Origin of the sequence: Arthrobacter sp. YAF17, assembly GCF_052113365.1 — a bacterium.
Taxonomy (GTDB): Bacteria; Actinomycetota; Actinomycetes; order Actinomycetales; family Micrococcaceae; genus Arthrobacter.
This window is the reverse complement of sequence record NZ_JBFRDB010000031.1, coordinates 1-25,247: the sequence shown is the minus strand read 5'-3', so window position 1 is coordinate 25,247 and position 25,247 is coordinate 1. Positions and strand designations below refer to the sequence as shown.

Below are 25,247 nucleotides of genomic sequence, written 5' to 3'. Positions count from 1 at the left end.
TTATCCCCGCCCAACCGCATCTGCGCCGCCGACACCTGATTCAACGTCGACCCCGCAGCATCATCGACCAACACCGTCCCGGCATCCTGCAACACATCAAACGTCGTCGACGCCGGCGTCACCGCACCATCCAAAACACGCGAAGGATAGTTAAGCCGGCCCACGGCGTTCTTCGATTTGGAGACCACCCACACGCCGCCGTCATTCAACTCCACCTCAGTGGTCTTAAATCCCGGATAGATGATGGCGCCGGTGACGAGGACGGCGGAGGCAACGGCGAGGCCGGTTCCGGCGAGGAAGCGTCGGCGGCGGGCGGTGAGCGGACGCGCAGCAACCTGCCGGCGGGTTTTGGGCCGCAGGGCAGCGAGGAAGGTCTTCATGTGTGCTGTGTCCCCCAGAAGGTCACGGCCGCCGCGCACGGGGCATCGCCCGTGGTGGTGCCAGATAGCTTCGACTATTGCATATTAGCCATCGATTAGAGAAACCTTGGCTGCTTCAAGTCGGGCGGGATCAGCGTCRGCCCAGCTCAGGGCCGTTTAGTCCAGGACCAGTCCGCGGCCGCTGCCCCGCTGGAGCTCCACCGGGTGGATCTCGCCGAAGCCGCGGACGTCCTCGGCCTGCCGCGGCAGCAGGACAAACCGTTCGTCCTGCTCCAGCGCGCCCGCGGTCATGGAGTCCACCAGCACCGTTCCCGGATCTGCCAGCGCGGTGAGCCGAGCCGCCAGGTTGACGGTGGGGCCGTAGATGTCGCCGAGCCGGGAAAGGATCCGGCCCCACACCATGGCCACGCGTGCCTGCGGCAGGATTTCGTCGTCGGTGAAGGCCTGGCACAGGGCGAGGGAGATTTCGGCGCCGGCCGCGGGGGTCTCGGCGATGTAGAGGACTTCGTCGCCGACCGTCTTGACCAGCCGTCCGCCGCCCACCGAGATGATCTCTGCGCACTTGTTTTCGAAGCGCTGGACCAGCTGGGCGAGGGTCTTTTCGTTCATCCGGCGGGACAGGCTCGTGTAGGAAACCAGGTCAGCGAAGCCGACGGCCCGGGCCAGGGGCAGCGGGGCATCGTCCTCGTCGCCTTCGCGGCCTTCCTCGCTGGACGCCAGCCCGGCTTCGGCGCGCACGGCAAGGCGCTGGACGCCGGCGTTGAGCTGGCGGCGCCAGGAGTAGAGCAGCATCTCCTCGAGCGCGTCCACAAGGGACGGCAGTTCACCGACCAGGCGTTTGCGGGCCACGGCGTCGGTGACACCCTGGTTCTGGACCATGTCCTCCACGAGGGCCTCGACCTGCCAGACCACCATGCGGTCCGTCATCTGGCCGATGGCGCGGGTGACGGAGATGGCGGCTTCCTCGGTGAGCTTGCCGGCGCGGACTAGGTCCACGATGGTGTTCAACGCGGCCTGGTCGCGCTCGGTGAAGGCGACATCCTCGTCGTCGATGTTGGGAAAGCCCAGGGCGCGCCAGAGTTTCCGGGCAGAGAGCAGGGACAGGCCGGCGCCGGATGCGACCTCACGACGGCGGAGCTTGCGTTCCCCGCCGAGCAGGCGTTGTTCGAGGGCTTTCAAGGCGATGCGTTCGGCGGACATGGTGCCGGTGGGCGGGGCGGCGGTTGGCGTTGGCGGTTCGGGGCTGTCGTCGGTGTTTTCTGTGTCGGCGTCTGATGCATCGGCGTCTGCGTCTGATGCGTCGGAGTCGGAGTCGGCCGAATCGGCGTCGTCGGGTTCTGCCACAGCCTGATCGGGAACAGCCTGATCGGGGGCAGTCTGATCCGGCGCCGCCTGATCGTGCACAACGGAGGTCCGGGCGGCACCGTCGTCCGAGGTCTCGGCGAGGGAGTCGAAGACTGCCGCTTCGAGGCCGGCGGCCTCAACGAAGGCATCCGAAACGTGCGTCGGCTGATCGGCCAGGAGTCCCGTCTCCCGGTGCACGTTTTCAGCGCTCATCTCTTCCACCTTCTCTCACATCCAAGGGCCAGGGCTCTGTCTGCCAGGGGCTGGCGTTGTTGTACGGAACTCCCTCGACGCCCAGGACCCCGCCCTGCGGGAGGTCGTTGATGGCGTCGAGGATGAAGTTACGGAACGTTGCGACTTCCGGAACATCGGGTAGCACCGCGCTGTTGGGGTGCCCGGTATCCAAGGATATATTCCCGGATCGCAATACGCGTTGGAGCAACGACTGATGGATCACCACATTACGAACGGTGGCCAGGGAAACCTGCTGATCGCGCCGCCGCAGCATGCCGTGGCGGGCAATCAGCCGCTGGCTGGTCAGTGTGTACTTCGTGGCGTGCCAGGTCATCACCCGCGGCAGGCAGTAGCCCAGCAGCACCCAGCCCGCCAGGGCAATGCATGCCCCGATCAGCCAGGGAGTCCACTCCTTGGCCTGCTGGGCAATGATCGGGGCCAGCTTGGCGGGCCCGCCCTTCACGATCCAGGCGCTGGCGTAGGCGGCGAGCGCCGGAGCCAGAATGAACAGCAGCGCCGGAACGGTCAGGGTCCGGGGCTGCGGCCGGGTCACCACAATCACCTGTTCGCCCGGGAGGAGCTCTTTACGCATAACCGCTTTCGTGCCCCGCATTCTGGCCGGGAGGCGTCCAGGGGCGCAGGTGCACCACATCGCCGGCCGTCACCACATGCTCGTGCCCCCCGGAGTCCACCACCAGGAGCGATCCGTATTCATCCAGGCGGGTGGCGTGGCCGATGATCTCGTGGTCGCCCGGAAGCTGGGCCCGGACCTGCTTGCCGAGGGTCGTGAGCAGGTGCTCCACGCGCTTGTGCAGTGAGGGGCCGCCGGCCATCCCGGCGGTGGGATCGCCGTCGGCGTTGCAGAAACTGCGGTAGAGCGTCGCGAACCGGGACAGGTAGCTCTTGAGCAGCTCGGTCCGGTCCACCGACGTCGGGTGTTCCAGCAGGACGGACGTGGCGGTGGGCACCGGGAGTTCGGCTTCGGTGAGGGTGACGTTCAGTCCGGTCCCCAGCACTACCGGGGGCACAGCGCCGCCCTGCATCGGGCCCAGCTGGGCCAGGATGCCGGCGATCTTCCGTCCGCGCACCAGGACGTCGTTGGGCCATTTGAGTTCCGCGGGGATCCCGGCGGTCTCCAGCAGTGCCTCGCGCAGGGCAAGGGCCGCGAGCAGCGACAGCCACGAGTAGCTGTGGGTGGGCAGCGGGCGCCCCTCCGCATTGACCGGCCGCAGCACCAGCGACACGGACACGGAACTGCCGGCGGGCGCGTCCCAGTGCCGGTCGAGGCGGCCGCGGGCAGCGGTCTGGTATTCGGCGGTGAGCACGGTGAGGTCCGGATACGCGGGCGGATCCTCGGTGGCACCGCGCAGGAGGTCCGCATTGGTGGAGCCAGTGGACGCCACGACGGTGAGCCGGGGAATGCCGTTGGCAGAAAGGAACGCCTCATCGCTGAGGGCGTTCACATCGAGGGGCGGACGGTCCGGGGCTTCCTGCGCGGCTTCCATGCCTTGAATCCTACCGAGTTACGCAGCCGTCGGCTCCGGCCCCGGCCGCAGGATCCTCCCCGGGTCTGGAGCCTCCCGGCCGGCGTGTCCGGCCGAACCGCCACGGCAGACCGGGGGCGGGCCGCAATAGCGGGGAGTTTCAACGGCTCCTTCCGGCGAGGCTGCCGGCACGGAATCAACAGGAAACTCAGAGGAAGATGTCAGGGATCAGGCGGTCTTCCGGGGCGCCCAGACTGTACGGGGTGAAGTCCGTGACGCCTGCTGCGGCGAGGACCTGCTCGTCGGTGTAGAAATTGCCGCTCCGGCTTCCGGATTCCGGAACCGCATTGGCGCTGGTCAGTACCGCGTGGGCCGCGTCTGCCATGATTTCGGGGCCGCGGGCGCCACGGACGATCTTGTCGCCGCCCGGCATGTTCCGGATGGCGGCCGTGTTGATCAGGGTGCAGGGCCACAGCGAGTTCACGCTGATGCCGTCGGCCTTGAGTTCCTCGGCCAGGCCCAGGGTGGTCAGGCTCATGCCGTACTTCGCCATGGTGTACGCCAGGTGCATTCCGGCCCACTTGGGGTCCAGGTTCAGCGGCGGGGAGAGCGTCAGGATCTGGCCGGCGTCGGATTCGCGCAGGGCGGGCAGGGCGAGCTTGGAGAGCAGGAACGTGCCGCGGACGTTGATGTCGTGCATCAGGTCGTAGCGCTTCATGTCGACGTCGTCGGTCTTGGACAGGTCGATCGCGGAGGCGTTGTTGATGACGATGTCGATCCCGCCGAAGCGTTCCACGGCGGCGGCAACCGCCCCGGCGACGTCGGCGTCGTTGCGCACATCCCCGACCAGCGGCAGGGCCTGCCCGCCGGCGGCCTCGATCTGCTCGGCGGCGGAGTAGACCGTGCCTTCCAGCTTGGCGTGCGGCTGGCCGGTCTTGGCCATCAGGACAATGTTGGCGCCGTCGCGGGCGGCCCGGGTGGCGATCGCCAGGCCGATGCCGCGGCTTCCCCCGGAGATGAGGATGGTGCGGCCCTGGAGGGAACCGGCGGCCTGGTAGGGCCCTGGCTGCTGGGATTGCGGGGCGGTGCCCGAAGCATCATTGCTCAAAGTCATGAGGACACTCTAGCCGATGTTACTGGCGAGTAACATACTTCATGGCGCGTGGATCCCGACGCTCCTGCCCGGTTACCCGGCCGCCGGGTGCGGAATTGCCACGGGCGCCCGCGGAATCCCGGGGCCGGAGTCCGGCTGGAGTCCGGTGCCGCTGGCAGTAACTGGGCGGGAACGCGCCGGTCGGCCAGGCTGGATGCCCGGCGCCTCCCGCGGATTGCCGGGCGGCCGGACGCGGCGGCAGGGAAGCTTCCGCCGGAAAATTGTAGGGTTTCTACAGCGGCGCGGGTCAATAGCGTCACTAGACTTGCCAACAAGGCCCGGCTTTTGTGGATACCAACTAAAGAGCCCCGCGGGACAGGGCCGGCGCAGCACAGCACCACCCGCACCAGAGAATTCAGCAGAACAATCAGCGACAGAGCCGGAGACACTTGATGAGCCACGATCTGACCACGACCGCGGGAAAGATTGCCGACTTCCGCGACCGCCAGGCCCGTGCCGAGCAGCCCTCCGGCCCGGAAGCGATCGAGAAGCAGCACGCGCGCGGCAAGAACACCGCCCGCGAGCGCATCGACCTGCTCCTCGACGCCGGATCCTTCGTCGAGTTCGACGCCCTCGCCGTGCACCGCTCCACCGCGTTCGGCATGGAGAAGAAGAAGCCGCTGGGCGACGGCCTGGTCTCCGGCTACGGCACCGTGGACGGCCGCCCCGTGGCCGTGTACAGCCAGGACTTCTCCGTTTACGGCGGCTCGCTGAGCCAGGTCAACGGCGAGAAGATCGTCAAGGTCCAGGAGTTCGCGCTTCGCAACGGCTGCCCTGTGGTCGGCATCCTCGACGGCGGCGGCGCCCGCATCCAGGAAGGCGTCGCCTCGCTGGCCATGTTCGCCGACATCTTCCGCAACAACGTACACGCGTCCGGCGTCGTCCCGCAGATCTCGCTCATCATGGGCCCCTCCGCCGGCGGCGCGGCCTACTCCCCCGCACTGACCGACTACGTGGTCATGGTGGACAAGACCTCGCACATGTTCATCACCGGCCCGGACGTGATCAAGACCGTCACGGGCGAGGACGTGGACATGGAAACCCTCGGCGGCGCCCGCCAGCACAACGCCAACACGGGCACCTCCACCTATCTCGCCTCCGACGAAACCGACGCCATCGAATTCGTCCGCGAACTCCTGGACTTCCTGCCCTCCAACAACCTCGCCGAAGCCCCCGTGCTGGAGCACTCCCAGGAGCTGGAGCTCGACGACGACGACCTCGCCCTGGACACGCTCATCCCGGACTCGGCCAACCAGCCCTACGACATGCGCAAGGTCATCGAGCAGATCGTGGACGACGCGCACTTCCTGGAGATGCAGTCCCTCTACGCCCCGAACGTCATCATCGGGTACGGCCGGGTGGAGGGCCACACCGTCGGCATCGTGGCCAACCAGCCGATGCAGTTCGCCGGCACCCTGGACATCGCCGCCTCGGAAAAGGCCGCCCGCTTCGTCCGGCACTGCGACGCCTTCAACGTCCCGATCATCACCCTCGTGGACGTTCCGGGCTTCCTGCCCGGCAAGGACCAGGAATTCCAAGGCATCATCCGCCGCGGCGCGAAGCTCCTCTACGCCTACGCCGAGGCCACCGTGCCCAAGTTGACCGTCATCACCCGCAAGGCCTACGGCGGAGCGTACATCGTGATGGGCTCGAAGAAGCTCGGCGCGGACCTCAACCTGGCCTGGCCCACCGCGCAGATCGGCGTCATGGGAGCCCAGGGCGCGGTCAACATCCTGTACCGCCGCGAGCTTGCCGCGGTGGCGGAGGCCGGCGGCGACGTCGAAGCCAAGCGCGCCGAGGTCATCCGGCAGTACGAGGAAGAGCTGCTCAACCCGTACCAGGCCGCCCAGCTTGGCTACGTGGACGCCGTCATCGCCCCGTCCGAGACCCGGCTGCAGATCATCAAGGGCCTGCGGGCCCTGCGGGACAAGCGTGCCAGCCTCCCCGCCAAGAAGCACGGGAACATCCCGCTGTGACCGGAATCGAGCCCGTGGACCCCGCCGGGGCGGCCGCGCCGGAGACCCTGCTCACCGTCGCCAAGGGCGATCCGACGCCGGAAGAGCTTGCGGCGCTGACCGCCGTCGTCCTGTCGCTGGGCAGCGGCGCAGCGGACGCGCCGGCCAAGCCGAGCGCCCGGCAGTGGATCCGCCGCCAGCAGCTGCAGCTGGCGCCGAAGCCGGGTCCCGGCTCATGGAAGCGCAGCCGGGGCTAACAAAAAGTTCAGCAACCCTTTCATAACAGCGGCGGCCCGGCTAGTCTCGTTCGGGTGACTATCGAACCCACTGACAACACATCCGCCGTGCGCCCGCAGACCGCCATCGATGCCGTCGCCGACGCCTTCACGGACACGCTGATCCGGCTTAACCCGAGCTTCGCCACCGAGCTCGGGCTGCCCGGCCATGAGACCGAATACCAGGACTTCTCCCCCGCAGGGCACGAGGAGTTCGCTGCCGCCGCGCGCGAGGCCCTCTCCGCGCTGGACGGGCTGGAGCCCGTGGACGACGTCGACGCCGTCACCCTGGATGCCATGCAGGAGCGCCTGGGCCTGCAGCTGGAACTTCACGAATCCGGCTGGGGCCTCGGCGAGCTGAACAACATCGCCTCCCCCGCGCAGGAGATCCGGGCGATCTTCGACCTCATGCCGACGGACACCGCGGAGCAGTGGGACCACATCGCCGGGCGCGCGCACAACGTCCCCGCCGCGCTGGACGGTTACATCGAGTCGCTGCGCGCCGCCAAGGAGGACGGCAAAGTCGCCGCCTTGCGGCAGGTGAAGATCGTGATCGAACAGACCACCAAGCACGCCGCGGAGGACGGCTTCTTCGCGAAGCTGGCCGCCGACGCCAAGACCGCGGAAGGCCCGCTGCCCGGGGACGTGCAGTCCAGGCTCGACACCGGCGCTGCCGCGGCGCGCGTGGCCTACTCCCGGCTGGCCGGCTTCCTGGAGTCCGAGCTGCTGCCCGTCGCCCCGGAGAAGGACGCCGTCGGCCGCGAGCGCTACTCGCTGGCCTCCCGCGACTTCCTCGGCGCCACCGTGGACCTGGAGGAGACGTACGCCTGGGGCGTTCAGGAGCTCGACCGCCTGATCGCCGAACAGGAGCGGGTGGCCGGGGAGATCCGCCCCGGCGCCACGATCGCGGAAGCCAAGGAGGTCCTGAACAACGACCCCGCGCGGCAGCTCAAGGGCACCGACGCCCTCCAGGCCTGGATGCAGGAGCTCTCCGACAAGGCCGTGGCAGACCTCGCGGGCGTGCACTTCGACATCCCGGAGGTCATGAAGACCCTGGAGTGCAAGATTGCCCCGACCGACGAGGGCGGCATCTACTACACCGGGCCCTCGGATGACTTCAGCCGTCCGGGCCGCATGTGGTGGTCCGTGCCGCCGGGCGAAGACACCTTCACCACCTGGGCCGAGACCACCACGGTCTACCACGAGGGCGTCCCGGGCCACCACCTTCAGGTCGCGACCGCCACCTACCGCCGCGAGCTGCTCAACAAGTGGCGCCGGAACGTCTGCTGGACCTCCGGGCACGGCGAAGGCTGGGCGCTGTACGCCGAGAAGCTCATGCAGGAACTGGGCTACCTGAAGGATCCGGGCGACCACATGGGCATGCTGGACATGCAGCGCATGCGGGCGGCCCGGGTGGTGTTCGACATCGGCGTACACCTGGAGTTGGAGGTGCCCGAGCGTTGGGGGTCGGGCACCTGGACTCCGGACACGGGCTACGAGTTCCTCAAGCAGAACCTTGCCATCAGCGAGGGCCAGCTGAAGTTCGAGTTCACCCGCTACCTCGGCTGGCCGGGGCAGGCGCCGTCGTACAAGGTGGGCCAGCGGCTCTGGGAGCAGATCCGCGCCGAGCTCGAATCCCGGCCAGGGTTCGAGCTCAAGGCCTTCCACACGAAGGCGCTCAACATCGGTTCGGTAGGCCTCGACACCCTGAAGCGCGCGCTGCTGGGGTAGGTCCGGTTCCCGGCTGAGGAGCCGTCAGCTCAGGCAGAGGCACAAGGGGTGGCCGGCCGGGTCGAGGAAGACCCGGAAGGTCGTTCCCGGCTGGTGCTCGTGCTTGGTCGCGCCGAGCTCGAGCACCGCCGCCTCAGCGTCGTCGAGGTCGTCCACCACGACGTCGAGGTGCATCTGCTGCGGCACGTCCTGGCCCGGCCATTGCGGCGGGTTGAAGGACTCGACCTTCTGGAAACTGATCGAGTCGCCGTACTCGGCGCGGACGGACCACCAGCTCGCGTCGTCGCCCGGCTCTACTTTCCAGTCGAGCAGGGCGCCGTAGAACTCGGCCAGGATCTTGGGGTCGGGACAGTCGAGGACGACGGCGGGGAAGCGTGCGATAGCCATGGCCACCACTCTAGGACGGACGCCGTGCGCGAGATAGCAGATCGCGGCAATGTTTTTCGGAAACATTGCCGCGAACTGCAAACTCGAGCTGCGTGGCGAGACAATCGCCACACCGGGGGCTGGAATAACTTCACAAACAGGTGGATTTCCGGCGTCTTTCCGCAGATCCGGCCGCCGGAGCCCAGAGCCTGCCGCGTAATATTTCTCAACATGCGTTCGTCGTGATAGGTGGTCCGGTCCTAGCGTGATCCGGTGACCACTCAGACAAGCACCCCCGCAACCGCAGGAAAGCCCGGTTTCCAGCTGCCCAAATGGGCCGGCTCGTTCGGCTTCCAGATCATCGCCGCCCTGATCGTGGGCCTGGGCCTTGGCCTCCTGGCCAAGTACACGGGCAGCACCAAGGCGGACCCCAACGCCCTCGGCGCCACCCTGCAGACCATCGGCTCGAGCTACGTCTCGCTGCTGCAGACCGCCGTCGTGCCCCTCATCTTCACCGCCGTCGTCAGTTCCATCTCCAACCTGCGCGCTGTCTCCAACGCCGCCCGGCTTGCCTGGAACACGCTGCTCTGGTTCGGCATCACCGCGCTGGTCTCGGTGCTGATCGGCATCGGCCTGGGCGTGCTCCTGCAGCCCGGCGCCAACACCGGCATCACCGGCCAAGGCGAAGCACCGTCCAAGGTGGGCAGCTGGTGGGCGTTCCTGATCGGGCTCTTCCCGAAGAACTTCCTGGGCCTCGGCGCCAGCACCACCGTCACCGAGGGCGTCGCCACCACCTCCGTGAGCTTCAATGTCCTCCAGATCCTGGTGATCGCGATCGCCGTCGGCATCGCCGCGCTGAAGGTGGGCAAGGCGGCCGAGCCGTTCCTGAACCTCAACGCCTCCGCCCTCGCCGTGATCCAGAAGGTCCTCTGGTGGATCATCCGGATCGCCCCGCTCGGCACCGTCGGCCTGATCGGCAACGCCGTAGCGATCTACGGCTGGGACACCATCGGTTCGCTCGGCAAGTTCACCTTTGCCATCTATGTGGGCCTGGCCCTGGTGCTGTTCGTGGTCTACCCGGTCCTGGTCCGCACCCACGGGCTGTCCATTAAGCAGTACTTCTCCGGCGTCTGGCCGGCCGTGCAGCTCGCTTTCGTGTCCCGCTCCTCGATCGGCACCCTGCCGCTGACCCAGCGCGTGACCGAACGCTCCCTGGGCGTTCCCCGCGCCTACGCCTCCTTCGCCGTGCCGCTGGGCGCCACCACCAAGATGGACGGCTGCGCCGCGATCTACCCGGCCATCTCCGCAATCTTCGTGGCCCAGTTCTTCGGCATCCAGCTCGACTTCACCCAGTACCTGCTGATCGCCCTCGTCTCCGTGCTGGGCTCCGCCGCGACCGCGGGCACCACCGGCGCCGTCGTGATGCTGACCCTGACGCTCTCCACGCTGGGACTGCCGCTGGCCGGCGTCGGACTCCTGCTGGCGATCGACCCGATCCTGGACATGGGCCGCACGGCCGTCAACGTGGCCGGGCAGGCCCTGATTCCGACCATCGTTGCCAAGCGCCAGGGCATCCTGGACGAGACGCTCTACAACGCACCGCGCAACGGTGACCCGTTCAGCGACGACGCCGATGGAACTGTCGACACCGGCGCCGCCGCCGTCGATTCCTCGGCTGCAGATGCTCCCGCAGCATCGCCGGCGGGCCGCGAGCTGGCCGACGCCAAGGCGTAACGGCCGGAACGAGCCATAACGAAAGAAGTCCCCGGGAAGCTCCCGGGGACTTCTTTTGCGTCAAGCCGCGTCAGGGGCGGCGGCCGGGCACGGTCCTAGTGTCCGCCGCCGCCGATCACGCCCTTCTCGACGGCCTTGGTGACGGCGTCCGCCTCGGCCTGGGTCAGGGTGCCGTCGGTGACGGCCTTGTCCAGCTTGGTCTTCAGCGCCGCGGCGCGGTCGGCCTGTTCCGCGGTCCGGAGTTCCTCGAGGGCCGCGGTGACCTTGGACTCGTCAATGCCCAGCGAGGACGCGAGGGACTTGGCGAGGGCCGCCTCCATGGCTGCGCGGTCCGGCTTGGTTCCGTCGGCCGGCGGAGTGGTCGGCTTGTTGGCTTCGCGGAAGGCCTGCAGGGCCTCCTTGACCTTGGCTTCATCCACGCCGAGCTTGGCTGCCAGCTCGGCAGCCTGGGCGACGCCGCGGTCCCCGCCCCTGCCGTGCCCGTAGCCGCCGCGCATGCCCTGGCCGTCGGTGGTGCCAGGCGTTGCCTCCGTCGACGTGCTGGAGCTCGGGGTGGGTGTCGGAGTAGTCGTGGCGGAGGCCATCCCGGTGACACCAAGGCCGGCGCCAAGGGCCAAGGCCCCGGCCGAAATGGCGAGGGTCATTCTCTTCGTGCGTGACATGTGTTGTCTCCTGGTTCGTCCGTGTGGCCACGGCGGGTAGCGGTGGTTGTCTCGTTCAAGACGTAGTTCAAGTCTGCGCGGACCGCTCTAGCAGGAGCTGTTCGGAACCTTTCATCTTGCTGTGAAGGTTTCGGCGCGCCCGGGGCGGATATTTTGGGAGATTTTGCCGGGTTTATTCGCAGGGTGACCGGCCAGGACGGCCCGGGACTGGGTACGCTCAGGGCATGCTGATCGTAACCTCCGATAACATCCCCGGCCACAGGATCGACGCCGTCTTCGGCGAGGTGATGGGTTTGACCGTCCGCGCCCGGGATATCGGCGGCCAGGTGATGGCAAGCTTCCGCTCGATCGGCGGCGGGGAACTGCCCGAGATGACGCGCATGGTCTCTGAGAGCCGGCAGGAGGTCATGGCCCGGATGGTCCAGGAGGCGGAGCAACGCGGAGCCAACGCCATCGTGGCCATGCGCTTCGACAACTCCCAACTGGCGGCGACCTGGACCGAGGTGTGCGCCTACGGCACCGCCGTCTTCGCCATCCCCATCCCGGAAGGCGAACCCGGCGCCACGGGACAGTCCATCTTCCTCACCAAATCCGCGGGCGGGGAAAAGTTGCCCTGAGTGCAAACATGCACGTAGTGTAATTGCGTGCCCGCTTCCCCCTCCCCCAGCGATGCCGCGCTCCCTGAAACTTCCGTGCCCGCCGACCCGCCGTCGGCGCCGTCGCGCCGCGAGCTGAACAAAGCGGCTACCCGCCAGGCCATCACCGACGCCGCCCTGGCGCTGCTCAAGTCCAACGGCCCCGGCAACTTCACGGTCGAGGACATCGCCGACGCCGCCGGCATCTCCCGCCGCACGTTCTTCAACTACTTTGGCAGCACCGAGGCGGCCATTGCGGCCGTCACCTTCGGCTTCCTGGACAAGGCCCTCCAGCAGTTCAGGCTGCGGCCGGCCGGGGAACCGTTCATGGAATCGGCCCGGGCGGCGCTCGTGGAACTCGCAGACCCGATGACGGTGGCCCCGCTGGCCGAGCTGTACAGCCTGGGCCAGGCCAATCCGCAGCTCAGCCGGTCCGAGCTGGAAGCCTGGGACCACTGCACCGCGCAGATCATTGCCGCGGCCCGTGAGCGTTCCAGCGGGGGCGCCGGCGTCGAACTTGACGAACTGTACCTCCGCGCTCTGGCCGGCTCCGTCATCTCCTGCGGCAAGGCCGCCATGGACGTCTGGTTCGCCCGGTGCGGCGGATCCCTCACCCCGGACTCCCTGTCCAGCCTGCGCCAGCTCCTGATCGATTCCATGAGCCTGCTGGGCTCAGGGTTCGCCCGCCCCGACACCGCCGCCCAGGCAGTCACCTCCACCCCGGCCACCACCCCGGCCGACACGTCCACCGCCACCCCTTCCCCAGATCGGCACTGACATGGCCCTACTGCTCTACCGCCTCGGCAAGTTCTCTTACCGCCACCGCTGGCTCGTCGTCTCGCTGTGGCTCGCAGTGATGGTGGCGGTTGGCGGCGCGGCGGCCGCCTTCCACGGCACGCTGTCCAACAACTTCCAGATCCCGGGAACCGAAACCCAGCAGATGGCGGATAAGCTCAAAAAGGAGCTCCCCTCGTCTTCGGGTGGTTCCGCCAGCGTTGTCTTTGAAGCCAACGGCGCCCAGTTCAGCCAGGCGGGCAAGGACGCTGTGTCCGCCGCCCTGACCGAACTCAAAACGCTTCCGGACGTCCAGGGCACGGTGGACCCGTTCGCCACCCAGGCGCAGCTCGACAAGGCCGCCGCGGACCTCGCCGCCGGCAAGGAGCAGTCCGCTGCCGGCAGGGCCCGGCTGGACGCATCCGCTGCCGAGCTCGCCGCCGGAAAGGCCCAGCTGGAAGCCGCCGAGCAGCAGATGGCTGCCGCCGGCATGACGCCGGCCGCGATCGAGGCCCGGCTCGGCCAGCAGAAGGCGGCCCTCGCCGAAGGTCAGGCAAAGCTCGACGCCGGTACAGCGGAACTGGCAGCCGGCGAGGCCAAGCTGGCCCTGGGCACGCGCCAGCTGAAGGCCTCTGAGGGCCTCCGCTTCGTCTCCGAGGACGGCAAGGCCGCGATTGCCCAGGTCCAGTTCAGGACGTCGATCAACGGGCTCAACCCCGAGGTACGCCAGCAGGTCCAGGACATCGTCGGCGAGGTTTCCGCCGCCGACGTGACAGCCCTGCCCAGCAAGGAAATCAGCGAGGACATCTCCGAGCTCTTCGGCACCGCCGAGATCATCGGCATCGCCGTGGCCGCCCTGGTGCTCATCATCATGCTCGGCACCCTGATCGCCGCCGGCCTTCCGCTGCTGATGGCACTTGTCGGCGTCGCCGTCGGCGTCGGCGCCACGTTCGCCCTCAGCGGCGCCGTGGACATGAGCTCCATCTCCCCGATGCTGGCGCTGATGCTGGGCCTGGCGGTCGGTATCGACTACTCCCTGTTCATCGTCAACCGGCACCGCGGCCAGCTGCTCGCCGGGATGGATGCCGAGGAGTCCGTGGCGCTGGCCACGGGCACCTCAGGCAACGCCGTGCTCTTCGCCGGCCTGACCGTCATCATCGCCCTCGCGGCCCTCGTCGTCCCGGGCCTTCCCTTCCTGGCCGTCATGGGCCTCTCGGCGGCCGGAACGGTGGCGGTCGCCGTCGTCGTCGCCCTGACCCTGACACCGGCCATCCTCTCGCTCGTGGGCCGGAAGCTGATCTCCAAGCGGGCCTGGGCCAAGGCGGAGAAGCACAATGCCGCCCCCGGCCATGAAACCGAGGACCGCGCCAAGGAGGAATACCGCAGCAGCCACGGCTGGGGCGGCATTGTCACCAACCACCCGTGGCTGGCGCTGCTGGCCGGTGTGGTGCTGCTGGGTATCGTGGCGCTGCCCGCGAGCCAGCTGCGGCTCGCGCTGCCGGACGCCAGTTCCGAGCCGGTCGCGTCGCAGGCGTTCAAGGCCTATGACGTCACCAAGCGGAGCTTCGGCGAGGGCATGACCGGCCCGATCATCGTGGTGGGCGACTTCCCCGCAGGGCTCAGCGAAGCCGAGGCACAGGCCAAGCAGTTCGACGTCGCGGACATCCTGCGCGGAACGGACAATGTCAGCGCCGCCGTGCCGCTGGCCCTGAGCGAGGACCGCCGCACCGCGGTGTTCCAGGTCATCCCGAACGAGGGCCCGGCCAGCGCCAGCACCGTCCGGGTGGTTTCCGAGCTCCGCGCCGAAAAGGGCCAGATCAAGGACTCCACCGGCGTCAGCATCGGCCTCACCGGACAGACCGCCGGCAACGTGGATGTGTCCACCAAACTCGGCGACGCACTGCCGCCGTACCTGGCCATCGTGGTGGGGCTGTCGCTGATCCTGCTGCTGCTCGTGTTCCGCTCCATCTGGGTGCCGCTGCTCGCCACCGGCGGGTTCCTGCTCTCCCTAGCCGCCGCCTTCGGCGCCGTCGTCGCGGTCTACCAGTGGGGCTGGCTCGGGGGCATCTTCGGCGTCGAGAATCCGGGCGCCGTGCTGAGCTTCCTGCCGATTATCCTGATCGGCGTGCTGTTCGGCCTGGCCATGGACTACCAGGTGTTCATCGCGTCCGGTATGCGCGAGTCCTACATGCACGGCGAATCGGCCAAGCACGCGGTCCGTTCCGGCTTCAGCCACGCCGCCGCCGTGGTCACCGCCGCCGCGATCATCATGGTCAGCGTGTTCTCGGGCTTCATCTTCTCGCACCTGAACATGGTCCGCCCGCTCGGCTTCGCCATGGCCTTCGGCGTGCTGATCGACGCCTTCGTGGTCCGCATGACGATCGTCCCGGCCGTGATGTACCTGCTCGGCGAAAAGGCCTGGTGGCTGCCGCGCTGGCTGGACCGCATCCTGCCCGACGTGGACGTGGAGGGCGCCAAGCTGCGCCAGCCGGGCACAACGACGGCGGACGTCGCCGAGCCGGAGCCCGAAGAGGTCGGCGCGCGCTGACCGGCGCGAGCCAGTGCAACGCGGGGTCACCTACCGCCCATTAATCCGCTCCGGATGGGCTGCAGGTGACCCCGCATTGCTCTGCCTAGGAGGACTGTGCCCTGCGCCCAATAAGGAACCACAGCACCGACCCAAGCAGCGGCAGCGCCAGAACGATGAGGGCCCACACGACAAGGCCCCCGGACGTGTAGGTCCTGTTCCGTGCGATGCTGATCAGCGCAACGACGAACAGGACCACGCCTGCAACCAGGACGAGCCCCAGAAGGCTCCAGTCCGGCACCAACGGTGCGGTCATGTTTGATGTCAGCAGCATTCTTCCCCCAGAAGATCGTGCGGCGTGCGGATGCAATAGACCCTACGCCAGCGCTCCCGCACACCGCAGGACCCCGGTACCGCCGCACAGCAACGCGGGGTCACTACGCGCCCATAACTCCCCTCGGGATGGGCGCCAGGTGACCCCGCGTTGCTGTGCCGCCGTGAACTAGGCTGGAGCGGTGACCCGCCTCATTCTTGCCTCCCAGTCCCCCGCCCGCACCAAGTTGCTCACCGACGCCGGCATCCGGCACGAGGTCCTCGTCTCCGACGTGGACGAGGACGCCGTCCAGGCCCGCTACGGCGTCACCGACCCGCACGACACTGCGCTGCTCCTGGCCCGGGCCAAGGCCGAGGCCGTCGCCTCCCTGCCCGAGGCCGACGGCGCCCTGGTGATCGGCTGCGATTCCGTTTTTGAGTTCGACGGCGAGGCGCACGGCAAGCCGTACACGGCCGACGTCGCCCGGGAGCGGATGCTCCGGATGAGCGGCAGCAAAGGGGTGCTGCACACCGGCCACTGGCTCGTCGACTGCCGCGACACGGAGGAATCCGGGGAGTCCGGGGCCGCCGGTTCCGGCGCCACCCTCGGCCACGTCACCTCCGCCGAGGTCCATTTCATGGAGATGGCACCCGAAGAAATCGACGCCTATATCGCCACCGGCGAGCCGCTGCAATGCGCCGGTTCGTTCACGATCGACGGCTACGGCGGGGCCTTCATCCGCAAGGTCGACGGCGACCCGCACGCCGTCGTCGGGCTGTCGATTTCCACCCTCCGCGGGCTGCTGGGCCAGGCGCAGGTGGACATCACCGAATTCTGGACCACCGGGGCCGCCGATCCCGCGCTGCTCCGGGCTGAGTGAGCTAATTCGCAGGCCTTTGTAGCAACCCTACAAAGGTTGGGCGCTTTACGCGCGGAATCCGCAAGTAATATCGGCGGAACCCACAAAACCGCGCTAGGCTCCCTGAAGGAAAGAAGGAGACGCCTTGTCAGCAAATTCGGAGCAGTCCGCAAATCCCGTGCAGCGATCAGCCAATGAAGGCACCGCCGCAGTCACCCATCCGCTGAGCAAGGTGCTGATCGCCAACCGCGGTGAAATCGCCGTGCGCATCATCCGCGCCGCACGCGATGAAGGCATCGCCTCCGTGGCGGTCTACGCGGATCCGGACCGCGACGCCCTGCACGTCAAGCTCGCCGACGAGGCCTACGCCCTGGGCGGCAACACCGCCGCCGAGTCCTACCTCGTGATGGACAAGCTGATCGAGGTGGCCCAGCGCTCCGGCGCCGATGCCATCCACCCCGGCTACGGCTTCCTGGCCGAAAACGCCGAATTCGCCGCCAAGGTGATCGACGCCGGCATCACCTGGATCGGGCCCTCCCCCGCCGCGATCTCCGCCCTGGGCGACAAGGTCCAGGCCCGCCACATTGCCGAAAAGGTCGGCGCCCCGCAGGTTCCCGGCACGGCCGACCCGGTGGAGTCCGCCGAGGAAATCCTCGAGTTCGTGGACAAGTTCGGCCTGCCGGTCGCCATCAAGGCGGCCTTCGGCGGCGGCGGCCGCGGCATCAAGGTGGCCCGCACCCGCGAGGAAATCCCGGAACTGTTCGAATCCGCCGTGCGCGAGGCCGTCGCCGCCTTCGGCCGCGGCGAGTGCTTCATCGAACGCTTCCTGGACGCCCCGCGCCACGTCGAGACCCAGTGCCTCGCCGACGCCCACGGCAACGTCGTAGTGGTCTCCACCCGCGACTGCTCGCTGCAGCGCCGCAACCAGAAGCTCGTCGAGGAGGCCCCGGCCCCGTTCCTCACCGAAGAGCAGAACCGCCGTCTCTACGAATCCTCCAAGGCCATCCTCAAGGAAGCCGGCTACCTCGGCGCCGGAACCTGCGAGTTCCTCGTGGGCCAGGACGGCACCATCTCCTTCCTGGAGGTCAACACCCGCCTCCAGGTGGAGCACTGCGTGTCCGAGGAAGTCACCGGAATCGACCTGGTCCGCGAACAGTTCCGGCTGGCCCGCGGCGAAGAACTCGGCTACGGCGACCCCGAGGTCCGCGGCCACTCGATCGAATTCCGCATCACCGGTGAGGACCCGGGCCGGAACTTCATGCCCGCGCCCGGCACCATCAGGCTCCTCAAGAACCCCACCGGCCCCGGTGTGCGGATCGACTCCGGTGTGGAGCAGGGCGACGTCATCAGCGGCAACTTCGACTCTATGCTCTCCAAGCTGATCGTCACCGGCGCCACCCGCGCGCAGGCACTGCAGCGCTCCCGGCGGGCCCTCGAGGAAATGGTGGTCGAGGGCATCCCCACCGTCATTCCGTTCGACCTCGCCGTCGTCACCAACCCAGACTTCGCTCCCGCCGAGGGCCCGTTCAAGGTCCACACCCGCTGGATCGAGACGGCCTTCGTCAACGACATCCCCGCCTGGACGCCGACCGGCACCGACGCTGAAACGCCCGACGCCGGCGAACGCCAGCGCGTTGTCGTCGAGGTCGGCGGCAAGCGCCTCGAGGTCGTCCTCCCGGCGTCGCTGGGCAACGGCGGCGGCACGGGCGGCGCCAAGCCGCCCAAGGCCAAAAAGCGCGCACGCAGCGGCGGCGCCGCGGCGGCGGCCAGCGGCAACGCCCTGACCTCCCCCATGCAGGGCACCATCGTGAAGGTGGCCGTCGGCGAGGGTGACCTGGTCGCGGAAGGCGATCTCGTCGTCGTGCTGGAGGCCATGAAGATGGAGCAGCCGCTCACCGCACACCGCGCCGGCATCGTGATCGGACTGACTGCCGCCGCCGGCGAGACTGTCTCCGCCGGTGCCATCATCGCGGTCATCGAGGACCCGGCCGCCGAGTAGCTGCCCGACCGGCGGGGCACTGGCGCGCCTCTGGCGCCGCCGTGTCCAGCCCGTGCAGACTTGGTGTGTGAAACAATTCCTGCTCCTCGCCTCCCGGGCCGAGGACGCCGCCGCCGAGGACGAATACGAGGCCTACCTGCGCTACGGCGGGCTCGAACCCTCACAGCTGAGGCGCATTCGGATGGAAGCCGGGCCGCTGCCGGCGCTTGAGCCCTCCGACTATTCCGGCGTGATTGTGGGCGGGAGCCCGTTCACCTCCAGCGACCCCGCCGGGCAGAAGAGCGATGTCCAGCACCGGGTGGAGCACGAGCTCGCGGCCTTGCTCGACCGAATCGTCGCCGAGGATTTCCCTTTCCTCGGTGCCTGCTACGGGGTCGGGACATTGGGCCGGCACCAGGGCGCCGTGATCGACCGGACCTACGGTGAGGGGCTCGGCGGCGTGACCATCAAGCTGACGGCCGAGGGGCTGGCGGATCCGCTCCTGCGCGGGATGCCGGAGAGCTTTACTGCTTTCACCGGCCACAAGGAAGCCTGCACCACGCTCCCCTCCCACGCGGTGCTTCTGGCCAGCTCCGCCGCCTGCCCCGTGCACATGTTCCGGATCAAGACCAACCTGTACGCCACCCAGTTCCACCCCGAGCTGGATGCCGAGGGGCTGATCACCAGGATCGACATCTATCGCCACGCCGGCTACTTCCCGCCCGAATCTGCCGAAATGCTGATGGAGGACGCCCGTCGGTTTACCGCCACGGAACCGATGAAGATCCTGCGGAACTTCGTGGAGCTCTACGCGCGCTGATCCCGGCCTGCCGCCGACGCTCCTGCCCAGTTACTTTCCCGGAACCTCCTGCCGACACGGAAATGCCCGGCGTGTTCAGCGAACACGCCGGGCATTTCTGTCAGTAACTGGGCAGGACCGTCAGCCCAGACCGGGGACGGGCGTCAGGCCACGTTGTTGGTGTACTCCAGATCGCGGGTTTCCTTGCTGACGAACAGCGCGATCAGCGTCAGGACCGCCATGGAGGCGAGGTAGACGCCCACCAGCATGGGGCTGCCCTTGCCCATCTCCCAGAGCCAGACAGCGATGAACGGGGCCACCGCCGCACCGAGGATGCTGGAGAAGTTGTAGCTGATGGCGGAGCCGGTGTACCGCACGTTCGTCGGGAACAGCTCCGGCAGCAGCGCACCCATGGGTCCGAACGTCAGCCCCATCAGGGAGAAGCCGAGGATCAGCAGGGCCATCGTGCCGACGAACCCGGCGCTGAACAGCGGGACGAAGAGCAGTCCGAAGGCGATGATGCCGAAGGTCACGGCGATCAGCATCTTGCGGCGGCCGTACTTCTCGGCCAGCGGGCCTGAGACCAGGGTGAAGATACCGAAGAACACGACGCCGGCAATGAGCATCCAGAGGAAGTCGTTGCGGCTGTAGCCCAGGCCGGGAACGAACGCCGCGGCTGCGGCCTCGGTCATCGGCTTGCCGGCCTTCTCCGCTGCGGCCTTGGCGGCGTCCAGGCTGGAGGCCCGGGTGCCGTAGGTCAGCGTGAAGGTGGTCATCAGGTAGAACAACACGTATGTGGCGAGCATGATGAACGTGCCCAGGATCAGCTGGCGCCAGCTGGTCTTGAAGACCCGGGCCAGCGGCAGCTTGGCGACCTCATTGGATTCGATGACCTTGGTGAAGGCCGGGGTCTCGATCAGCTTGAGCCGGACGTAGAGGCCAATGATGACCATGACGGCACTCAGCAGGAACGGCACACGCCAGCCCCATGCCATGAAGGCCTCCGGCGACAGTGCGTAGCTGAACACCAGGAAGATCACGTTGGCGATGATGAAGCCGATCGGCGCACCCAACTGCGGGAACGTGCCGTAGATGGCGCGCTTGTTGGCCGGAGCGTTCTCCGTGGCCAGCAGGGCCGCGCCGCTCCATTCGCCGCCGAGGGCCAGACCCTGGGCAAAGCGCATCACGACCAGCAGCGCCGGCGCCCAGAACTCCCAGCCCGGGACGAGCGCCGTCGGGAGGCAGCCGATGAGGAAGGTGGCGATACCCATGGTCAGCAGCGACGCCACCAGGGTGCCCTTGCGGCCGAACTTGTCACCGAAGTGACCGAAGACGATTGACCCGAGCGGGCGGGCGATGAACGCGACGCCAAACACTGCGAAAGAGCTCAGCAGCTGGGTGGTTTCGTTCTGTCCGGGGAAGAACAGACGGGGGAAAACGAGCACAGCGGCGGTGGCGTACACGTAGAAGTCATAGAACTCAACGGTGGTGCCGACCAGGCTGGCAACGATAACGCGGCCGCGCGAGTTCACCGGTTTGGCGGACCCATGCTCCGTGGATGTAGAAGTGGATGACATGTAGTAGCGCTTTCATGAAGACCGGACTGGTGCTGCCTTAAGCCGCCCGGATAGGGATACGTATGCTTACATAATAGTTCCGGGAGTCCAGTCAATGGACAAATGGTCCACTATTTGGACATTGGGAATTGTCTCACGTGGTGGTCATCACACTATGCCCCCTATCCGCCCCTCACGTCGTCACAAACGCGCCGATAGGCAAACGTCACAGCACGTTAACAAACGGCGACGGTCCCGGAAACGCGGCTTCCCTACCTTGGAAGGACAACATCCCCCAAGGAGGTCCCCGTGACTGCTGAACGCACCGCAGATGCCCCAACCGGCATTTCCCCCGCCACACATGCCGGCACCACCCTCGGCGGTCCCGCCCTTGAATTCCGCCCCGGCCGCTGGATCGCCAACTGGGATGCCGAGAACAAGGAACAGTGGGAGACTCAGGGCCGCACCATCGCCCGCCGCAACCTGAACTGGTCCATCTTCGCCGAGTTCCTGGGCTTCGTGGTCTGGCAGCTGTGGTCGATCGTGGTGGTCCAGCTGCCCGCGGCCGGCTTCACCTTCACGACGTCGGAAATCTTCTGGCTGATCTCCATGCCGAGCCTGGTGGGCGCGACCCTCCGCATCCCGTACACGTTTATGGTCCCCCGCTTCGGCGGCCGCAACTGGACCATCGTCTCGGCCATGCTGCTGCTCATCCCCTCGATCGGGCTGGCCATGTGCGTCTCCAACCCGGAGACCCCGTTCGGCACCATGCTGTTCGTGGCGGCCCTGGCCGGCTTCGGCGGCGGCAACTTCGCCAGCTCCATGGCCAACATCACCTTCTTCTACCCGGCCCGCGAAAAGGGCTGGGCGCTGGGCCTGAACGCCGCCGGCGGAAACCTCGGTGCCGCCGTCGCACAGCTCGCCGTCCCGATTGCCATCACACTGCTGGCCGCCGGCACCGTGAACCTGCCGATGGCCGGCTTGATGTGGGTCCCGCTGATCCTGCTCGCCGCCTTCGGCGCCTGGAAGTACATGGACAACCTCACCAGCGCCAAGGGCGACGTCGCGGGTTCGCTCGCCGCGCTCAAGGAACCGCACCTGTGGATCATGGCGCTGTTGTACATCGGCACGTTCGGCTCGTTCATCGGCTTCGCCGGTGTGTTCCCCAAGCTCATCAAGGACTACTTCCCGGCGTTCTCCTCCATCGGAGTCGGCACCGTGGCCCTGTCCCTGGCATTCCTGGGCCCGCTGGTCGGCTCGCTGGCCCGCCCCTACGGCGGACGCATGGCGGACCGCATGGGCGGCGCCCGGATGACCGTCGCCGCGTTCGCCGCGATGGCCGTCATCACCCTGACCATGATCTGGACCCTGCCGCTGAAGAACTTCTGGCTGTTCCTGGGCCTGTTCCTGCTGCTCTTCACCGCCAGCGGCTTCGGAAACGGCGCCACCTACCGGATGATCCCCATCATCTTCGCCACCTCCAGCCGGGCCGCCAAGTCCGGCGCCAGCACGGTGACCACCCAGCGGCTCGCGTCCTCGGCCCTGGGCCTGATCTCGGCGATCGGAGCCTACGGCGGGTTCGTCATCCCGCAGGTCCTCAACGCCTCCAACACCGCCAGCGGCTCGTACACGCCGGCGTTCTACGGATTCGTCGGGGCCTACGTCCTGATGCTGGCCGTCTGCTGGTTCTGCTACATCCGCAACGCCAACCGAAACGCGATGGGACACGTCTAACATGACCAACGGCGCCGCTACGCACTGCCCCTACTGCGCTCTGCAGTGCGCCATGACGCTCACCACTCCAGCGGCTCTGACCCCGGCTTTCCGGCCGGGGTCAGACCCCGTGCCGGGGCAGGCCGCCGTCGCACTTCAGGGCTCTGCCCTTCCCGACGCGCCCCTCGCCGTGTCCGGACGCGACTTCCCCACCAACCGCGGCGGGCTGTGCCGCAAGGGCTGGACCTCTGCGTCACTGCTGAACCACCCCGGCCGGGTCACCGAGCCGCTGCTCAAAGGGGCCGACGGCGTGCACCGCCCCATCGGCTGGGACGAAGCCCTGGCGCTCGTCACCACGGCGGTGAAGGCCACCCGCGCCCGGTACGGGGCGGACGCCGTCGGAGTTTTCGGCGGCGGCGGGCTCACCAACGAGAAGGCCTACCAGCTGGGCAAGTTCGCCCGGCTGGCCCTGGGCACGTCGCGGATCGACTACAACGGCCGGTTCTGCATGTCCTCGGCCGCCGCGGCCGGGATGCGCGCGTTCGGGCTGGACCGCGGCCTGCCGTTCCCGCTGGAGGACCTCGATTCCGCCAGCACCATCCTGATGCTCGGCTCAAACGTCGCCGAGACGATGCCGCCGTTCGTCCAGCACCTGCAGGGCGCCCGCGACGCCGGCGGGCTGATTGTGGTGGACCCCCGCCGCTCGGCCACCGCGGCATTTACGTCCGACGGCGGCGGGCTGCACCTGCAGCCGCTGCCCGGCACGGACCTCGCCCTGCTACTCGGCATCTCCCACGTGGTGATCCACGAGGGCCTCGCCGACGCCGGCTACATCGCGGCCCGCACCGCCGGGTACGACGCCGTCGTCCGCAGCGTCGCCTCCTACTGGCCCGAACGCGTACAGTCCCTGACCGGTGTCCCGGCCGGACTGATCCGCGAAACCGCCCGCCGGCTGGCCGACGGAGCCCGCCGAGGCGGCAGCTACATCCTCACCGGCCGCGGCGTGGAGCAACACGTCGACGGCACGGACACCGCCACCGCCGCCATCAACCTCGCGCTGCTGCTGGGCCTCCCGGGGTCCGCCCGCAGCGGCTACGGCACACTCACCGGCCAGGGCAACGGCCAGGGCGGCCGCGAACACGGTCAGAAGGCGGACCAGCTCCCCGGCTACCGCAAAATCACCGACCCCGCCGCCCGCGCCCACATGGCAGCTGTGTGGGGCGTGCCGGAGACGCTGATCCCCGGCCCCGGCCTCCCCGCCGTCCAGCTCCTGAAGTCCCTGGGACAGCCCGACGGCGTCCGCTGCCTGTTCGTGCACGGCGCCAATGTGGCGGTCTCCGCGCCGGACGCCAACGCCGTGATCACCGGCCTGCGGAGCCTGGACTTCCTGGTGGTCTGCGACTTCTTCCTCTCCGAGACGGCCGCCGAGGCGGACCTGATCCTGCCGGTCACCCAGTGGGCCGAGGAGGAAGGCACCCTAACCAACCTCGAGGGCCGCGTGCTCCGGCGCCGCCGGGCCATTGCTCCCCCGCCCGGGGTTCGCACCGAATTGTGGATCATGACCCGGCTGGCCGAGGCCCTGGACGCCCCCTCGATGTTCAGCGAGGACCCGGAGACCGTGTTCGAGGAACTCCGGCTCGCCTCCGAAGGCGGCCTGGCCGACTACTCCGGAATCGACTACGCCATGCTGGACCGCGGCGAAGCCTCCTACTGGCCCTTCCCTGCCGGCAGCACCGGGACGCCGCGGCTGTTCCTTGACGCCTTCGCCCACGCGGACGGGCGGGCCGTGTTCACCAAGGTGACGCCCCGCCGTCGTGCTTCTGCTGCGGCCTCCGCCGCGGACGCCGCGGACCGGGCCGGTAAGCCCATGACCCTGATTACCGGGCGGCTGATGGAGCACTACCAGTCCGGCGCGCAGACGCGGCGGGTCGCCGCACTGGCCGAGGCCCAGCCGGAAGCCAGGCTGCAGATCCATCCGGCGGCCGCCGCCGCGCAGGGCATCGCCGAGGGCGATATCGTCTCGATTTCCAACGGGCGCGGCGAGGTGACCTGCCGCGCCGAGCTGAGCACAGAGATCCGGCCCGAAACGGTGTTCCTGCCGTTCCACTTCCCGGAGCTGGAGAGCGCCAACCGGCTCACCGAGGCGGCGACGGATCCGATCTCCGGGATGCCGGAGTTCAAGAACAGCCACGTCTGGGTCCGGCCCGGCGCCGGCAAGCTCCGCGCCAGTGAACTGCCGGCCAATGAACTGCAGAAGGAAGGTGCGTCATGACTGAGCGCATTGTTGTTGTGGGCTTCGGGCCGGTGGCCGCGCGGCTGGTCGACGAGCTGCTGCCGGCGGTCCGCAGCGGACTCGCGCACTTGACGGTGGTCGGCGAGGAGGCGGAGGCCGCGTACAACCGTGTGCTGGTGGCGGACCTCGGCGTCGGGCGGACCACGGCGTCGGCCCTGGCACTGTCCGACGCCGTGGCACTGATTGCCGACGGCGTCGACGTCCGGCTGGGCGTCCGGGTCCGCCGGGTGGACCGCGCCAGGCAGCAACTGGTCCTCACCGACGGCACCTCCCCCGGCTACGACCGGCTGGTCTTCGCCACGGGCTCCCGCCCGGTGATCCCCAACCTCACCGGGCTCAACCCGGACCCGGCGGCCCCTGTGCTGCCTGCCGGCGTGACCGCGCTCCGGGACCTGCGCGACGCCTCGGTGCTGCAGGCGGCGGTGGCCGGCGGCAAGCGCGTGGTGGTCCTCGGCGGCGGCGTGCTGGGCCTGGAGACGGCC

22 protein-coding genes are annotated in these 25,247 nt (G+C 68.3%); 13 read left to right on the top strand and 9 right to left on the bottom strand.

Translation table 11 applies throughout. The annotated features are described in order from the left end of the window. From AB4Y67_RS17895 to AB4Y67_RS17875, 5 genes are all read right to left on the bottom strand, one after another. The coding region (locus AB4Y67_RS17895; RefSeq protein WP_441407101.1) for a hypothetical protein at positions 1-380 on the bottom strand (380 nt) is incomplete at its 3' end. Between the two features lie 156 nt (positions 381-536). After that, complete coding sequence (locus AB4Y67_RS17890) at positions 537-1,937, bottom strand: adenylate/guanylate cyclase domain-containing protein (protein ID WP_441407100.1); 1,401 nt, start codon at positions 1,935-1,937, stop codon at positions 537-539. Continuing rightward, a complete protein-coding gene (locus AB4Y67_RS17885) occupies positions 1,927-2,550 on the bottom strand; it encodes a PH domain-containing protein (protein WP_441407099.1) in 624 nt (207 codons plus the stop codon). Before AB4Y67_RS17885 ends, AB4Y67_RS17890 begins: the two co-directional genes overlap by 11 nt. Then, positions 2,543-3,463, bottom strand: a complete 921-nt coding sequence (locus AB4Y67_RS17880; protein WP_441407098.1) for a biotin--[acetyl-CoA-carboxylase] ligase — start codon at positions 3,461-3,463, stop codon at positions 2,543-2,545. Before AB4Y67_RS17880 ends, AB4Y67_RS17885 begins: the two co-directional genes overlap by 8 nt. 187 nt (positions 3,464-3,650) lie before the next feature. Then, positions 3,651-4,556 carry an SDR family oxidoreductase gene (locus tag AB4Y67_RS17875; protein WP_441407097.1) on the bottom strand — a complete coding sequence of 302 codons (906 nt, stop codon included), beginning with the start codon at positions 4,554-4,556 and terminating at the stop codon, positions 3,651-3,653. A gap of 431 nt (positions 4,557-4,987) precedes the next feature. Between AB4Y67_RS17875 and AB4Y67_RS17870 the strand changes: the two genes are divergently transcribed. The 3 genes from AB4Y67_RS17870 to AB4Y67_RS17860 are packed head-to-tail and all read left to right on the top strand — an operon-like array spanning position 4,988 to position 8,556. Continuing rightward, positions 4,988-6,571 carry an acyl-CoA carboxylase subunit beta gene (locus AB4Y67_RS17870; protein WP_441407096.1) on the top strand — a complete coding sequence of 528 codons (1,584 nt, stop codon included), beginning with the start codon at positions 4,988-4,990 and terminating at the stop codon, positions 6,569-6,571. After that, positions 6,568-6,807 (top strand): acyl-CoA carboxylase subunit epsilon, encoded by a 240-nt coding sequence (locus AB4Y67_RS17865; RefSeq protein WP_441407095.1) that lies wholly within the window; start codon positions 6,568-6,570, stop codon positions 6,805-6,807. The genes AB4Y67_RS17870 and AB4Y67_RS17865 overlap by 4 nt, the downstream gene beginning before the upstream one ends. A gap of 54 nt (positions 6,808-6,861) precedes the next feature. After that, positions 6,862-8,556, top strand: coding sequence for a DUF885 domain-containing protein (locus AB4Y67_RS17860; protein WP_441407094.1), 1,695 nt, complete (start codon positions 6,862-6,864; stop codon positions 8,554-8,556). Between the two features lie 24 nt (positions 8,557-8,580). Here AB4Y67_RS17860 and AB4Y67_RS17855 read toward each other — a convergent pair whose 3' ends face one another. Then, positions 8,581-8,943: a VOC family protein gene (locus AB4Y67_RS17855; protein WP_441407093.1), complete on the bottom strand. Its 363-nt coding sequence runs from the start codon at positions 8,941-8,943 to the stop codon at positions 8,581-8,583. A 252-nt stretch (positions 8,944-9,195) separates the two neighbouring features. Between AB4Y67_RS17855 and AB4Y67_RS17850 the strand changes: the two genes are divergently transcribed. Then, positions 9,196-10,656: a dicarboxylate/amino acid:cation symporter gene (locus tag AB4Y67_RS17850; RefSeq protein WP_441407092.1), complete on the top strand. Its 1,461-nt coding sequence runs from the start codon at positions 9,196-9,198 to the stop codon at positions 10,654-10,656. A 95-nt stretch (positions 10,657-10,751) separates the two neighbouring features. On the opposite strand, the gene AB4Y67_RS17845 is transcribed toward AB4Y67_RS17850, so the two are convergent. After that, on the bottom strand, positions 10,752-11,318 hold the full coding sequence (locus AB4Y67_RS17845) for a hypothetical protein (RefSeq protein WP_441407091.1): 567 nt from the start codon (positions 11,316-11,318) through the stop codon (positions 10,752-10,754). Positions 11,319-11,542: 224 nt separating this feature from the next. Between AB4Y67_RS17845 and AB4Y67_RS17840 the strand changes: the two genes are divergently transcribed. From AB4Y67_RS17840 to AB4Y67_RS17830, 3 genes are all read left to right on the top strand, one after another. After that, a complete protein-coding gene (locus tag AB4Y67_RS17840) occupies positions 11,543-11,935 on the top strand; it encodes a YbjQ family protein (RefSeq protein ID WP_441407090.1) in 393 nt (130 codons plus the stop codon). A 75-nt stretch (positions 11,936-12,010) separates the two neighbouring features. After that, positions 12,011-12,730, top strand: coding sequence for a TetR/AcrR family transcriptional regulator (locus tag AB4Y67_RS17835; RefSeq protein WP_441407103.1), 720 nt, complete (start codon positions 12,011-12,013; stop codon positions 12,728-12,730). Between the two features lies 1 nt (position 12,731). Further along, complete coding sequence (locus AB4Y67_RS17830; protein WP_441407089.1) at positions 12,732-15,275, top strand: MMPL family transporter; 2,544 nt, start codon at positions 12,732-12,734, stop codon at positions 15,273-15,275. 85 nt (positions 15,276-15,360) lie between these two features. On the opposite strand, the gene AB4Y67_RS17825 is transcribed toward AB4Y67_RS17830, so the two are convergent. Continuing rightward, positions 15,361-15,588: a PLDc N-terminal domain-containing protein gene (locus AB4Y67_RS17825; RefSeq protein WP_441407088.1), complete on the bottom strand. Its 228-nt coding sequence runs from the start codon at positions 15,586-15,588 to the stop codon at positions 15,361-15,363. A 181-nt stretch (positions 15,589-15,769) separates the two neighbouring features. On the opposite strand from AB4Y67_RS17825, the gene AB4Y67_RS17820 reads away from it, so the two are divergent. From AB4Y67_RS17820 to AB4Y67_RS17810, 3 genes are all read left to right on the top strand, one after another. Next, positions 15,770-16,447 carry a Maf family protein gene (locus AB4Y67_RS17820; RefSeq protein WP_441407087.1) on the top strand — a complete coding sequence of 226 codons (678 nt, stop codon included), beginning with the start codon at positions 15,770-15,772 and terminating at the stop codon, positions 16,445-16,447. Positions 16,448-16,604: 157 nt separating this feature from the next. Then, on the top strand, positions 16,605-18,425 hold the full coding sequence (locus AB4Y67_RS17815) for an acetyl/propionyl/methylcrotonyl-CoA carboxylase subunit alpha (protein WP_441407102.1): 1,821 nt from the start codon (positions 16,605-16,607) through the stop codon (positions 18,423-18,425). Positions 18,426-18,492: 67 nt separating this feature from the next. Then, on the top strand, positions 18,493-19,224 hold the full coding sequence (locus AB4Y67_RS17810; RefSeq protein WP_441407086.1) for a glutamine amidotransferase: 732 nt from the start codon (positions 18,493-18,495) through the stop codon (positions 19,222-19,224). A gap of 143 nt (positions 19,225-19,367) precedes the next feature. On the opposite strand, the gene AB4Y67_RS17805 is transcribed toward AB4Y67_RS17810, so the two are convergent. Next, complete coding sequence (locus tag AB4Y67_RS17805) at positions 19,368-20,780, bottom strand: MFS transporter (protein ID WP_441407085.1); 1,413 nt, start codon at positions 20,778-20,780, stop codon at positions 19,368-19,370. A gap of 288 nt (positions 20,781-21,068) precedes the next feature. Here AB4Y67_RS17805 and AB4Y67_RS17800 point away from each other — a divergent pair, with 288 nt between their 5' ends. The 3 genes from AB4Y67_RS17800 to AB4Y67_RS17790 form a co-directional block, all read left to right on the top strand. Then, complete coding sequence (locus AB4Y67_RS17800; protein WP_441407084.1) at positions 21,069-22,493, top strand: MFS transporter; 1,425 nt, start codon at positions 21,069-21,071, stop codon at positions 22,491-22,493. A gap of 1 nt (position 22,494) precedes the next feature. Then, positions 22,495-24,744, top strand: coding sequence for a molybdopterin oxidoreductase family protein (locus AB4Y67_RS17795; protein WP_441407083.1), 2,250 nt, complete (start codon positions 22,495-22,497; stop codon positions 24,742-24,744). Beyond that, positions 24,741-25,247: FAD-dependent oxidoreductase (locus AB4Y67_RS17790; RefSeq protein ID WP_441407082.1), on the top strand; the 507-nt coding region annotated here is incomplete at its 3' end. The genes AB4Y67_RS17795 and AB4Y67_RS17790, both read left to right, overlap by 4 nt.

What these genes read in the sequence shown, in the direction of transcription:
- AB4Y67_RS17890 (WP_441407100.1), bottom strand. Translation starts at nt 1,937, where the DNA reads ATGAGCGCTGAAAACGTGCACCGGGAGACGGGACTCCTGGCCGATCAG.
- AB4Y67_RS17885 (WP_441407099.1), bottom strand. Translation starts at nt 2,550, where the DNA reads ATGCGTAAAGAGCTCCTCCCGGGCGAACAGGTGATTGTGGTGACCCGG.
- AB4Y67_RS17880 (WP_441407098.1), bottom strand. Translation starts at nt 3,463, where the DNA reads ATGGAAGCCGCGCAGGAAGCCCCGGACCGTCCGCCCCTCGATGTGAAC.
- AB4Y67_RS17875 (WP_441407097.1), bottom strand. Translation starts at nt 4,556, where the DNA reads ATGACTTTGAGCAATGATGCTTCGGGCACCGCCCCGCAATCCCAGCAG.
- AB4Y67_RS17870 (WP_441407096.1), top strand. Translation starts at nt 4,988, where the DNA reads ATGAGCCACGATCTGACCACGACCGCGGGAAAGATTGCCGACTTCCGC.
- AB4Y67_RS17855 (WP_441407093.1), bottom strand. Translation starts at nt 8,943, where the DNA reads ATGGCTATCGCACGCTTCCCCGCCGTCGTCCTCGACTGTCCCGACCCC.
- AB4Y67_RS17845 (WP_441407091.1), bottom strand. Translation starts at nt 11,318, where the DNA reads ATGTCACGCACGAAGAGAATGACCCTCGCCATTTCGGCCGGGGCCTTG.
- AB4Y67_RS17840 (WP_441407090.1), top strand. Translation starts at nt 11,543, where the DNA reads ATGCTGATCGTAACCTCCGATAACATCCCCGGCCACAGGATCGACGCC.
- AB4Y67_RS17830 (WP_441407089.1), top strand. Translation starts at nt 12,732, where the DNA reads ATGGCCCTACTGCTCTACCGCCTCGGCAAGTTCTCTTACCGCCACCGC.
- AB4Y67_RS17825 (WP_441407088.1), bottom strand. Translation starts at nt 15,588, where the DNA reads ATGCTGCTGACATCAAACATGACCGCACCGTTGGTGCCGGACTGGAGC.
- AB4Y67_RS17805 (WP_441407085.1), bottom strand. Translation starts at nt 20,780, where the DNA reads ATGTCATCCACTTCTACATCCACGGAGCATGGGTCCGCCAAACCGGTG.
- AB4Y67_RS17795 (WP_441407083.1), top strand. Translation starts at nt 22,495, where the DNA reads ATGACCAACGGCGCCGCTACGCACTGCCCCTACTGCGCTCTGCAGTGC.